Source organism: Prosthecobacter sp. (assembly GCF_044227185.1).
In the GTDB taxonomy this organism is placed as follows: Bacteria; Verrucomicrobiota; Verrucomicrobiia; order Verrucomicrobiales; family Verrucomicrobiaceae; genus Prosthecobacter.
Genome location: NZ_JBGAFO010000001.1, coordinates 451,418 through 463,239, shown reverse-complemented (window position 1 = coordinate 463,239; position 11,822 = coordinate 451,418). Strand labels below are relative to the sequence as shown.

11 protein-coding genes are annotated in these 11,822 nt (G+C 61.0%); 5 read left to right on the top strand and 6 right to left on the bottom strand.

Annotation, left to right across the window (positions count from 1 at the left end; genetic code table 11):
* Positions 1-19: 19 nt before the first annotated feature.
* Positions 20-1,168 carry an SMP-30/gluconolactonase/LRE family protein gene (locus ACILSQ_RS01865; protein WP_395741873.1) on the bottom strand — a complete coding sequence of 383 codons (1,149 nt, stop codon included), beginning with the start codon at positions 1,166-1,168 and terminating at the stop codon, positions 20-22.
* A gap of 72 nt (positions 1,169-1,240) precedes the next feature.
* Between ACILSQ_RS01865 and ACILSQ_RS01860 the strand changes: the two genes are divergently transcribed.
* The 4 genes from ACILSQ_RS01860 to ACILSQ_RS01845 all read left to right on the top strand — a co-directional run bounded on the left by ACILSQ_RS01860 (position 1,241) and on the right by ACILSQ_RS01845 (position 5,006).
* Complete coding sequence (locus ACILSQ_RS01860) at positions 1,241-2,719, top strand: glycoside hydrolase family 10 protein (RefSeq protein WP_395741872.1); 1,479 nt, start codon at positions 1,241-1,243, stop codon at positions 2,717-2,719.
* A gap of 69 nt (positions 2,720-2,788) precedes the next feature.
* The gene (locus ACILSQ_RS01855) at positions 2,789-3,076 is read left to right on the top strand and encodes a hypothetical protein (RefSeq protein ID WP_395741871.1); all 288 of its coding nucleotides are present in this window, start codon (positions 2,789-2,791) and stop codon (positions 3,074-3,076) included.
* 60 nt (positions 3,077-3,136) lie between these two features.
* Positions 3,137-3,757: a hypothetical protein gene (locus ACILSQ_RS01850; protein WP_395741870.1), complete on the top strand. Its 621-nt coding sequence runs from the start codon at positions 3,137-3,139 to the stop codon at positions 3,755-3,757.
* Positions 3,735-5,006, top strand: coding sequence for a serine hydrolase domain-containing protein (locus ACILSQ_RS01845; RefSeq protein ID WP_395741869.1), 1,272 nt, complete (start codon positions 3,735-3,737; stop codon positions 5,004-5,006). The genes ACILSQ_RS01850 and ACILSQ_RS01845 overlap by 23 nt, the downstream gene beginning before the upstream one ends.
* 18 nt (positions 5,007-5,024) lie before the next feature.
* On the opposite strand, the gene ACILSQ_RS01840 is transcribed toward ACILSQ_RS01845, so the two are convergent.
* Entirely contained in the window at positions 5,025-5,888 is an 864-nt protein-coding gene (locus ACILSQ_RS01840) for a hypothetical protein (RefSeq protein WP_395741868.1), read from the bottom strand.
* 255 nt (positions 5,889-6,143) lie between these two features.
* The gene (gene rpsA / locus ACILSQ_RS01835) at positions 6,144-7,823 is read right to left on the bottom strand and encodes a 30S ribosomal protein S1 (protein WP_395741867.1); all 1,680 of its coding nucleotides are present in this window, start codon (positions 7,821-7,823) and stop codon (positions 6,144-6,146) included.
* A 383-nt stretch (positions 7,824-8,206) separates the two neighbouring features.
* On the opposite strand from rpsA, the gene ACILSQ_RS01830 reads away from it, so the two are divergent.
* The gene (locus ACILSQ_RS01830; RefSeq protein ID WP_395741866.1) at positions 8,207-9,493 is read left to right on the top strand and encodes a hypothetical protein; all 1,287 of its coding nucleotides are present in this window, start codon (positions 8,207-8,209) and stop codon (positions 9,491-9,493) included.
* A 34-nt stretch (positions 9,494-9,527) separates the two neighbouring features.
* Here ACILSQ_RS01830 and ACILSQ_RS01825 read toward each other — a convergent pair whose 3' ends face one another.
* From ACILSQ_RS01825 to ACILSQ_RS01815, 3 genes are all read right to left on the bottom strand, one after another.
* Positions 9,528-10,514, bottom strand: coding sequence for a pentapeptide repeat-containing protein (locus tag ACILSQ_RS01825; protein ID WP_395741865.1), 987 nt, complete (start codon positions 10,512-10,514; stop codon positions 9,528-9,530).
* A 27-nt stretch (positions 10,515-10,541) separates the two neighbouring features.
* Complete coding sequence (locus ACILSQ_RS01820) at positions 10,542-11,171, bottom strand: pentapeptide repeat-containing protein (RefSeq protein ID WP_395741864.1); 630 nt, start codon at positions 11,169-11,171, stop codon at positions 10,542-10,544.
* A 152-nt stretch (positions 11,172-11,323) separates the two neighbouring features.
* Entirely contained in the window at positions 11,324-11,731 is a 408-nt protein-coding gene (locus ACILSQ_RS01815; protein ID WP_395741863.1) for a cytochrome c oxidase assembly factor 1 family protein, read from the bottom strand.
* Positions 11,732-11,822 lie beyond the last annotated feature (91 nt).

Genomic DNA, 11,822 nt, shown 5'->3' with positions numbered 1-11,822 from the left:
AAAGAAAAGATAACACGTCTCAGCGCAGCGGCACACTCCACAAATGGCCGCCGGAGGTGATGAAGAGGGTCTTGCCATCCTGGCCACCGAAAGCGCAGTTGCAGCACTCGTCCGGAGCCACGGGGATGAAGTCGAGCAGACGGCCGGAGGGAGAGAGGATGTAGCAGCCTGCCTTGAAGCGTGTCGTCTCAAACTCCGTGGCCTTGTTCGTTCCAGCCGCCACGTAGATGCGGCCCGCGCTGTCCATCTTCATGCCATCCGGGCCGCGGCCGTCTTTCCAGTCGAAGAGGACTGTGGGAGGGCCGCTAATGTCACCGTTTTTATCAAGCTTGTAGCGCAGCAGCTTTCGTGAACCGCTGTGGGTGCTGTTATTGTTGTCGGCGATGTAGAGATAGCGATCATCAGGCGAGATGAGAATGCCATTGGGGCGTTCGAGAATGTATCCTCCTTCTCCTCCGCTTATAACACGCTTTACCTGACTAGGGGCATCGATGCGATAAACACCCTCGATGAATCGCTCGAGCAACTGAGGTGATTCTGCTAACAGTTTTTTTCTCAGAGCCAAAGCTTTGGTCAAAGGATCCACAGGCGGGCCAGTGGTAGGGAAATTATATTTCTGGGCAAAATCATACACATAGAACAGTTCATGAATTTCCATGCCCGCACGAGATCCATATCTGGGATCTGTAAAATAGATCCGTCCTTTGGAATCCATGCAGAGATCGTTGGGCGAATTGAACCGGCTTTTTTGCAGAAGCTTTGCCAGGCGGGTTTTGGGTTGAGGTTTCAACACCCGTTCGATTAGATCGATTTCCCAGAAATTTTTGTTTTCAACCCGGTCCGCCAGCACGGTGATGCTGCCATCCTTCTCTGTCCTCGTCACGCGGCGGTTCTTGGTCTCACAGGCGATGAGGCGGCCTTCTTTGTCAAAGAGCAGGCCGTTGGAGGAGTTGTGGCGGAAGACGGTGGTCTTCCCATCCGGTCCCAGGCGATTGATGTGCTTCCCATCGGTGAAGTAGAGGGAGCCGTCTTTCCATGCGGGGCCTTCGGTGGCGCCGATGGCTCCGTGGTCCTTGGGTTTGGCACCGGGAACGATGGGCGAGCGCGAGGACGAGCAGGAGGCCAGAATAAGCGCAAAGGTTAGGCAGGATAAGGAACGAAAAAACATGCGGGACATCATTACGGCACAGAAGAGAAAATTTCAGCGACACATCCTCCCAGAAGCGTTTTCTTCCCAGACATGCCTTTGAAGTTTCTGCTCCCGATCTCCCTCCTGCTCGCCGCCACGCTGCACGCCCAGACCAGCGTGCCGATGCCTTCGCGTGAGCTGCGTGGATCATGGATCGCGACGGTGCATTGCATCAACTGGCCCAGCGAGCCGGGCTTGCCCGTGGCGAAGCAGAAGGAGCAGTTGCGGGCGCTTATCGACTCCGCGGCAGACGTGGGGCTGAACGCACTTATCTTTCAAGTCCGTCCGGCGGGCGATGCGGTGTATGAATCGAAGCTGGAGCCCTGGTCGCCGTTTCTCACCGGGCAGATGGGGGTGGCGCCCTCGCCCCTGTGGGATCCGCTCAGTTTTGCCATCGAGGAAGCGCACAAGCGCGGCATGGAACTGCATGCGTGGTTCAATCCCTTCCGCGCTCTCGCTGGTGAAAAGCGGGCGCCCAGCGCGGACCACATCGTGCGCAGGCATCCGGAGTGGACCATGAAATACGGCCCCGACACCTGGATGGACCCGGGCGTTCCTGAAGTGCGCGCGCAGGCCATCGCGGTGATCATGGATGTGACCCGCCGCTACGACGTGGATGGCATTCACATCGACGATTATTTCTATCCCTATCCCATCATGGATGCGGCGAAAAAGAAGATCCCGTTTCCGGATGATGCGAGCTACGGCCGCTACAAGGCCGCGGGCGGTACGCTGGAGCTCACGGCGTGGCGGCGGCAGAATGTGGATGAAACCGTGCGCATCATCTATGAAGGCATCAAGGCGGAGAAGCGCTACGTGAAGTTTGGCATCAGCCCGTTTGGGTTGTGGAGGCCCAATTTCCCCGAGGGCACCGGCGGCGGGCTGGACCCCTATGAAGACCTGGGCGCGGACTCGCGCAAATGGCTGCAGCAGGGCTGGGTGGACTACCTCACGCCGCAGCTCTACTGGACCATCGATCGGCCAAAGCTCGGCTTCATCACCTTCTACGACTGGTGGCTGGAGCAGAACACCCTGGGCCGCCACATCTGGCCGGGCATGAACTCCTCCAAGGTGGGCGACGACCGCAATGCGGGCGAGATTCTCCACCAGATGAGCGTGCTGCGTGAGCGCGGCCTGAAGATGACGCCGGGGCACTTTCACTGGAACTTCGGCTCCCTGCACAAGGACCTCGGCAAACTGGGCACCTACACCAAGGAGCGCGCCTACACCACGCACGCGCTCCCGCCCGCCTCTCCATGGCTCAGCCAGACGCAGCTGCCCGCACCCATCATCGGCAAAACGGTGCCCGGGGGCAAACTCACGGTGGACTGGCAGCACAGCGATGCGCGCTGGATGAGCGCCACGCGCTGGTGGGTCATGCAGGCGCAGATCAATGGCAGATGGATCACCTGGGAGACCTATTTCAAAGACCAGCTCAGCGCCCCCTGGCCGGCCAATGCCACCGCCGTGGCCATCCGCGCCGGCGGCTATGGCTGGGAGGTGGGAGAGGCCGGAGTGGCTACAAAGTAGGCGCGCTTCTGCAAGGCCCTGAGGGGACATGCGGGTTGTCATCTTCCCTGCAGGCCGCATGGTGTGACCATGAGAACCCGAACCTTTGAACTTCGCGGGCTGCCCGCCATGCTGATGCTGGGAGTCATCGTGGTGGTGGCAGCCGGCATCCTTGCGCTGGTGCTGATGGTCGGCGCTGCCGTGGCCGTGGCCGGGCTGGCGCTCTCCGCCGGCGCCGCGCTGTTTTACACGCTGCGGCGCAAACTCTCCTCCGCCGCCAGGCAGAATGTGTGGCTGGAGCCGGAGAAGCCGGTGACCTCCACGTCTCTCGAAGTCCGAGACATTGAGGTGGAAGTCTTGCCGCAGAAGGAAAGATGAGACCGCTTGCGGAGGTTTGAGCATGGGACGAGCCGTCCGGCTCGTCGCTCTTCCTCCACCATGAAATCATCGCTCATCGTTTTTGCCGTCCTGCTGGCGGCGTTTGCCAGCCACGCGCAGCAGATCGAAGTTTCACCCAAGAGCCGGCCGCACACGCGGGATGCCACGGTTGGTTATTCGCCGACGAAGGTGGAGGCCGGTTTCGATGCCAAAAACCCTGATGTGGGTGGGGACAATGGATTCGGTGCCGCCAAGGCCGGAACGCTGCTGGGCTACCAGGGAAAGCTGGTCTCGTGGTTTGGCATTGTCCGTGAAGTGCCGGCGGCGGCAGGAGGGACTTATCTGATCGAGAACAAGTACTTCGACGGCTTGAATGATTTCCACATCCAGCTCGCCTCGCTCTATGGGGCGGGTGATTTTCGGGTCACTGCCGCGGACCCGAAGGGTGCCATCAAGCGCCTTTGCCTCGTTCGCATCATCGGCACCGTCACCGACGAGAAAGACGGCGTGCCCACCGTGAAGGCGGACTACGTGCGAGTGTGGAATCTGGGAGACTACACGTTCATGGACTACGGGGTGGATGCCAGCGCGGAACGTTGGAAGAAGCTCCGTCAGAAAATGGACCTGATCTACAACCCTTCACCCGACGCCGCGTATTATGAGAAACTTCTTGGCAAATAATCCTGTCCTGAAACGCTCGCGGCTTTGTGCGGGTGTGTTCCTGCTGGTCGCGTGGAGTCCGGCTCTGCCAGCGGAGGAGGTCGCTGGTCATGGCGCGTTTGCAGCCAAGCTTCAGCCTTTTGTGGATGAGCACTACGTCTCCGGTGGGGTGGCGCTGGTGGCGGATGCCGGACGCGTGCTGGATGTGACCACGGTGGGCCGCAGCAGCCTGAGCACGAAAGCGCCCCTTCGTGAGGACAGCGTCTTCTGGATCGCCTCCATCAGCAAGACTTTCGTGGCCACGGCGATGATGATGCTCGTCGATGAGGGCAAGGTGAACGTGGACGATCCCGTGGAAAAATACCTGCCTGAATTCAAAGGGCAGCTCGTGGCGGACAAGAAGGGGAACCACCCGCCGCGGCACCCCATGCGGGTCAAAGAGCTGCTCACGCATACCAGCGGCATCATCGGCCCCAATGATCCGCCCATTCAAAAGCATAACGACCTGGCGGACGACATCCGGCAGTATGCGTCTGCGCCTCTGAAATGGGAGCCGGGCACCAAGTTTGAGTACAACAACGCCGGCATCAACACCGCCGGCCGCATCATCGAAGTGGTCAGCGGCATGGCCTATGGCGACTTCATCCGCCAGCGCCTGCTGGAGCCGCTGGGCATGAGCGAGACCACCTTCTGGCCGGGTGAAAAACTCGCCGCACGGCTGGCGCAGACCTCGCAGTGGAACAAGGAGAAGTCCGTGCTCGAAGACGTTCCCAACAAGCCCGACAAAGCGTGGCTGGAGCAAAAGCAGGTGCCGCTGCCGATGCGCATGTACCTGGGAGGCGAAGCGCTGCGTGCCTATCCCAATCGTTACGCCTGGCCTGCGGGCGGCCTGTTCTCCACGGCAGGAGATCTTGCGAAGTACGGCCAGGCGATGCTGCGGGGCAGCGTGGTGAACGGCAAACGCCTCGTCTCAGAGGCCAGCTTCCAGCGCATGACCACGCTGGAGCCGTGCATGGAGGGCATTCAGCCGGCGCCGGGAATCGGCCTGGGATGGTTCGTCACCAAAAACGACAGCGACGGTGTGCCGCTCGGCTGCTTCGGCCATCATGGCGCGCGGGGGCCCGTGCTCTGGGTGGATCCGGTGAACAAACTCGTGCTCATCCTGCTGTACGAGAGCATGGACCTGCAAACACGCGGCGATGCCAAGCGCCGCATTGAGAAGGCGTTTTTCCAGGCGGCGCTGGAAAAGTACGGCAAGCCCGCGCCGTGATCCCGTCAGCGGCTGGTTTTATGCGCAGTACTCGCGGAACAGGCCGCCCATCATGCAGCCGAGCTGGTTGCCAGGGGCGAAGTTGCCGCGGGTGTAGAGCACGATGGCATAGGGAGTGTTGCGGTAATAGAAGAAGAGAGACTCGTGGTCCCACTCGCCGTAGTTGCCCGTCTTGCCGCCGATGTAGGTGATGCTCGCGGGCATCACCCAGCGGCCGAGGCCATATTGGTCGCGCCGCATGGCCTCCAGCAGCAGCTCGCAGCCGTACTCGAGGCGGTAGTTCACGCAGCGCTCGTAGAATTCGGCGTAGAAGCGCGGCGACTGCCAGTTGTTGATGATCTGCACATTCGGCAGGCGGTACTTCTGCTCAAAGTACTGCTCGTCCGCGGGTGTGATGCGGGCCATGAGGTAGAACCAGGAGGCGTTGATGCTCTGGTCGCAGGCATAGACGATGTGTTGAAATTCATCGCGCGTGAGGTTGCCGCGGCGTTTTTCCAGCAGCACCGCGGCCACGGCGGGCTTGGGCATGGAGCCGCCCATGAAAAGCCTGTCCGCCTGAAACTCCGCCAGGTACCGGCCCGTGGCGAGATTCTTGACCGCATAGCCGACTCGCGGATCGCGCTTGTGGGTGCGGTACACGTACTCCATGCCCGCCGTGTAAGGCCTGCCATGCGCGCTGTGGGAGCGGAAGCGCAGCCGCGCACCGGAGGCCAGAAAGCGGTTGTGGTATTCCCATTGTGCCCGCGATCTTCTCGCGGAGAAACCCATCACCGAAGTGGCGGGAGCCGCGCAGCCGGCCAGCGCAGCCGGCAATGCCAGCAGGCCACGCTGCAGCCAGGTGCGGCGTGTCTCGGGAAGCGCGTGGGGAACATCCTCGGACATCCTGCAAAACTGCCCTCCTTCGCAGGGGAGTGCTAGAAGGAAAATGTCAGAAGATTGTTCACCCGCGTGCAAAGAAGAGGGCTGCGTCTCAATCTTCCTCCTCCCTTGGATTGGCAGCGCTGGGCGTCCAAACGAGGGAGGAAGAGTAGGAGTAGGAGGAAGAGGAAGATCGAGCCAGGCCAAAGAAAAGAGGGCACCTCGCGGTGCCCTCTTCGTGGTTGATTGGGATGTTGAGTCTCAGATCGCGGCTGCGGATTACTGGCCGCCTGGACGCCACTCTTCGGTGGCGAACTTGAAGGCCTGCTCCAGACCGACGAGGTCGGTGCTTGGGCGGAGGGCTTCGAAGGCCTGGCTTTCCTTCTGGATGTCGGCTTCGCTGTAGTTCATGGCCTTGATGGAAAGGCCGATGCGGCGCTCCACCTTGTCCACCTTGATGACGCGTGCTTCCACTTCGTCGCCAACGTTCAGCTTGTCCTTCACCTTCTCGATGCGGTCTTCGCTGATCTGCGAGATGTGCACCAGGCCGTCGATGTCGTCTTCCAGTTCGACGAAGGCGCCGAAGGAGGCGATCTTGGCCACGCGGCCCTTCACCACATCGCCCACCTTGAAGCGGCTGTCGATGATGGACCATGGATCGGTGTCGAGCTGCTTCATGCCCAGGCTGATGCGCTGGTTGGCCTTGTCGATGCCGAGAACCACGGCGTCCACTTCCTGGCCCTTCTTGAGGAGCTCGGAAGGATGGTTGATCTTGCGGGTCCAGCTGAGGTCGGACACGTGGATCATGCCATCGATGCCTTCTTCCAGCTCCACAAACGCACCGTAAGCGGTGAGGTTGCGGACCGGACGCTTAAGCTGCGTGCCGATCGGGTAGCGGCTGTCGATGTCGTCCCATGGATTGGTGTCGAGCTGACGCACGCCGAGGCTGATCTTGCGCTCTTCCTTGTTGATGCCAAGGACGGACGCTTCGATTTCCTGACCGACGGTGAGAACGTCCGAAGGACGCGCGATGCGCTTCGTCCAGGACAGTTCGGAGACGTGGACAAGGCCTTCGACGCCTTCTTCCACTTCGACGAATGCACCGTAAGCCACCAGCTTGGTGACCTTGCCGCGCACGCGCTGGCCCACGGGGTAGCGGGCTTCGATGTTTTCCCAAGGATTGTTCTGAAGCTGCTTGAGGCCGAGAGAGACACGCTCCTTCTCGCGGTTGACTTCGAGGATCTGGACCTCGATTTTCTGCCCAATTCCGAGCATTTCGGAAGGATGGTTGAGGCGGCCCCAGGACATGTCCGTGATGTGGAGCAGTCCGTCCATGCCGTTGAGGTCCACGAACGCACCGAAGTCGGTGATGTTCTTGACGATCCCGATGACTTTGTCGCCAGGGGTGACGCCGTCGAGGAACTTCTGGCGCTGTTCGGCGCGCTCGGCCTCGATGACTTCGCGGCGGGAAAGGACGATGTTTTTGCGCTCGTCGTTGATCTTGACGATCTTGAATTCGAACACCTTGCCGACGTACTCGTTGAGATCCTTCGGCGGGATGATGTCGATCTGGCTGCCGGGCAGGAAGGCTTCGACGCCCACGTTGACCATGAGGCCGCCTTTGACGACGCTCTTGACCTTGCCTTTGACGAGACCGCCGTCCTTGAAGACGTTGTAGATCTTCTCCCAGTTCTGACGGTGGGCGGCCTTCTCCTTGGAGAGCACGACCATGCCTTCGTCGTTTTCGAGGCGCTCGAGGAGGACTTCCACCTCATCGCCTACCTGGATGTCTTCATCTTCAAACTCGTTCGCCGGGATGGCTCCTTCGGACTTGTAGCCGATATCGACGAGGATGACCTGGGGTTTGATTTCGAGGATCTTGCCTTTGACGATGGATCCTTCGGAAAGCTCGCGGAAAGAACCTGCGATCAGGTCTGCGAGTGTCGCTGTTGCGCTCATTATCTGTTGTTACGGGTTGCGAGTGTTTAGTGGGTGACCGCACACGCACCTCCACTCCTGAGGCACCCGGCGGGCTTTCGTCCCGCAAAGCCAGAAGGCTCCCGGACAAGAGGGCCGGGAGTGTCGGAGAGGTTCCGGGTTTGGCAAGGGGGAAATGTGCGTTTTCACGGTCCTTCTGCCCGGGGTTTCTCCCCCCGAACAGGGTGCCGACGATGTTCATTCCACCCCTGGTTTTTTCTTTAGAAGAGCATCGGTTATAAGCACCGGGCGTGTTTGGAACCCCCCTTGACACCCAGCGTTCGTGAAGGAGCTTCCCCCCGCACGCCGGAGTGCGGTTTTCGAACCGCACCGCGTGTGAATCACATTCCCAAGTCCAAAGTCCTATGAAACGATTTCCTTTCCCGAAAGAGCTCGTGTGCATCGTGGCCGCGACCCTCCAGGCAAACGCGGGCCTGCATGCAGAAGATCGCGTCTATCAGTCCGGAGACCGCATCATCATCGAAAGGCGGATCTATGAACAGAGCCAGGAGGCCATCCGTGAAATGAACCGCCAGGCCGCGCGTGCTGAAGAGCAGAAGCAGGAGGCCATCCGCCAGCAGCGCATTGACGATGACCGCAGGCTGGAAGCGCAGCGCCAGCAGCAGCGCGAAGACAACCGCAAGGCCGATCAGGCGGCGGAGAACCGCAAGCTTGAGGCGCAGCGCCAGCAGCAGCTGGAGGACAACCGCAAAGCCGACCAGAGAACCGCGCAGCAGGCCGAGGACCGCCGGCGCTGGGACCAGCAGGCCGAAAACCGCCGCCTGGAGCAGATGGACGAAAACCGCCGGGCAGAGCAGCGTGCCGCGGACCGCCGTCTGGCAGACCAGATCGCCGTGAACCGTGCTTACGAGCAGCAGCAGGAGGCCATCAAGCAGTCGCGCATTGACGCTGACCGCAAGGCTGCCGCGGCTGCGTATTCAGCGTCGCGGGCTCCGTCCTCCGTGCCCCAGCATGTGAACACCACCGAGTGGCTCAACATCGATGCCGCTCGCAAGGCGGAGCAGCAGGCTGAGAACCGTCGTCTGGAAACGATTGCTGAAAATCGCAGAATCGAAAATCGCCGTCTGGAGCAGATCGCTGAAAACCGCAGGCTGGAGACCATCGCGGAAAACCGCAAGATCGAAGCCCGCCTGGAGGAGCAGAAGGTGGAGACGCGGAGGTATTATGACCGCAAGGCCGAGCAGGATGCGCAGCGGCGCAGGGATGATCAGCTGGCCTATGACCGCCAGCAGGAGCGCAACCGGGCGGCGGTGATTGAAGAGAACCGTAAAATCGCGGCCCGCGAGGAGGAGCAGAAGATCGAGACCCGCAAATATTATGACCGCAAGTCCGAGCAGGATGCCCAGCGGCGCAAGGATGACCAGATGGCCTATGACCGCCAGCAGGATCGTATCAAGGCCGACCGCATTGAAGAGCAGCGCAAGGCGGACCGCATCCAGGCGGACACCATCGCTGAAAACCGCCGGCTGGAAAACCTCAAAGCCCAGCAGGATGCCGACCGCCGCAAGTCCGACCAGTTGACGTATGACCGCCAGCAGGATCGTATCAAGGCGGACCGGGCCGAGGAGCAGCGCAAGCTGGACCGCATCAAAGCGGAGCAGCTCGAGGCTGCCCGCAAGGCGCAGCGCTAAGTTCGAAAGCTAAGCGCGGCTGCGCCTGCGCCCTCTATTTCGGCTCTTCGTCGGGCGCGCGCACGGCGATGCGTTCCTCTCCTTTGTCCGTGGAGAGCAGCAGTTCATCCTTGGCCTGGCCCTTTGCCTTCCAGTCAGCATCCAGTTCGCCTTTCTTGAGCAAAATCTGCTCGCCTGCCTCCTCCCATTTGCCTTTGGCCACGGGGCTGTCGGCGGAGAAGTCCCATTCGTAGGTGAAGTCGGAGTACACCCGCAGAGTCCCTCTGTCCTTGGCCCCTTTTTCCTTCAAAATCAGCCACTTGCCTTGCAGCGGGTGCTTGGAGCGCGGCGTGGGAGCCGTGCCGCCGGGAGCGGTCTTCGCCCCGGGCATCAGCACGGCCTGCGCGGCGACGGGATCGATCTTCCAGACGGTGCTTTCGTCATACTTGGCCCCTTTGAGCTTGGCCTTGTCCAGGTTTTCCGCCGCGCTGAAGTCCGCGCCACGCAGGTCGGCACCGCGAAAATCAATGCCCTCGGCATTGCCCAGAAAACGGGTGCCATGCAGATCCGCGTAGTGGAAGGAGAGCGAGCCGCAGGTGGCCTCCTGGTTCTCCACCAGAAGCTGCTCGGACTTGTAGTCCAGATTGACCTTCCTGCCCAGCGCCTTCAAGTCCAGCAGGGAGGCACGCGCCAGAAAGACGGTGGAGTCCGGCACCCGGGCGTACCAGGCCTTCGCGTCGGTGAAGCGCACGCTGGTCAGGTCCGCGCCGGTGAAGTCCGCACCATCCAGCACGGCGCGGTAAAAGATTGTCCCCCTCAGCTTGGCATTGCGGAAGCTGCAGCCTTTGAGCGAGGCGTTGGTGAAGTTTGCATACTCCAGGTTCGCCTCGTCAAAGTTTGAGTTGTCGAGCATCGCATCCTTGAAGTCCTTGTTCGGCAGATCCTGCCGGGAGTAGTCCTTGGTGGCGGCCTGGCCTGCCGCGGACAGCAGCAGGCAGGCGAGAGCCACGAGTGGCAGAACAGCGGCACACGGGGTTTTCACGGGCGGCGAAGTCGGTGCGGGTTGTACTTACTTTTTCTCCGCGGCGGATTCTTTTGCCATCACGCAGCCGGCGGCCACGGGGTCAAAGCCGTTCGGCCAGGCGGTGTCGTCGTCGTAAATGGCCTTTTTCAGGCTGGCGGTGTCGCTGATGTTGCCGCCGCGCAGATTGGTGCCGCGCAGATCCGCGCCGCTGAGGTCGCACTTGTAGCCCACGTTGATGATCTTGCACTTCTTCAGGTTGGCGCCGCGCAGGTTGATCTCCGTGGACAGATTCAGGGTCAGCACCTTGTTGGGGTCGCCCGTGGCCTCCAGATTGGCCTTGGAGAGATTGACATTGGAAAGCACCATCGTGCCGGTGGCGCCGCTGAGGTCCGCCTCGGAGAGGTCCGCCATGTAAAAGCTCACAAAATCGAGACTCGCGTCCTTGAAGCTGGCCTTCTTCAGGCTGGCATTGGCAAAAACGGCGTGGTCCAGCACGGCGTCCTCGAAGTTCGCGCCGTTGAGCGCCTGCCTGCTGAAGTCTTTGCTTTTCAAATCCTGGTCGTGGAAGTCCTTGCCATCCGCAAAGGCGGGGCTGGTGGCGAGGCTGATGAGGAGGAAGGCAGCGCTGAGCAGCTTTCGTGGGGTGGGGGCGGCAGGGAGGAAGGTCAGTTTCATGGCCAAAGAATGAGAGATTGTTGTAAACGAATCCAACTGGAACTTAACGCACCGGTAACGCGTCCACCTGTATCAAACGGCAGAAAAAGACGCAAGCCGGATCACTCTCGCGATGACTGAACGTGATGTAGCGGCTGCCGGGGCAGAAAAATTCAGGGCTTGTCCCGCAGGTCCGTCTTGTGCCCGTCCGGAAACTCCACCTCCAGGGTGGAGTACCGCCACGGCCCGCCGCTGGTTTTGTCCGCTTTGACGTTCAGCGTGCCCTCCCCTTTGGGGCCGGTCAGCGGAACCGTGAAGCTCGCCTCGCCCGAACCATTGGTGTAGTTCACCGAGCCAGAGAACGACCACCCCGTCTCGATGGGAGTGCCCAGGGCTGCCTGCACTTCCGCGGAATTCTGGGCGTGCTTGAGGGCATTCTCATACACATCCGTCTTTCGGATGAGCTTGCTCGCGCCAAAAAAAAGAGTCACGCACATCACCACCCCGAGAATGGCGAGCCCCAGGCAGCCGCCACAGCCGATGAGCACCCATTTTCCAGCGCTGCTTTTGCGCGGCGGCATGGGCGGCGGCGCGGAGTCCGGAAAGGGAGAAGGCGGAGGGGGTGGGGGCGGAGGGGGAGTGATGGAGTCCATAATAGTTCTGGGAATCCGC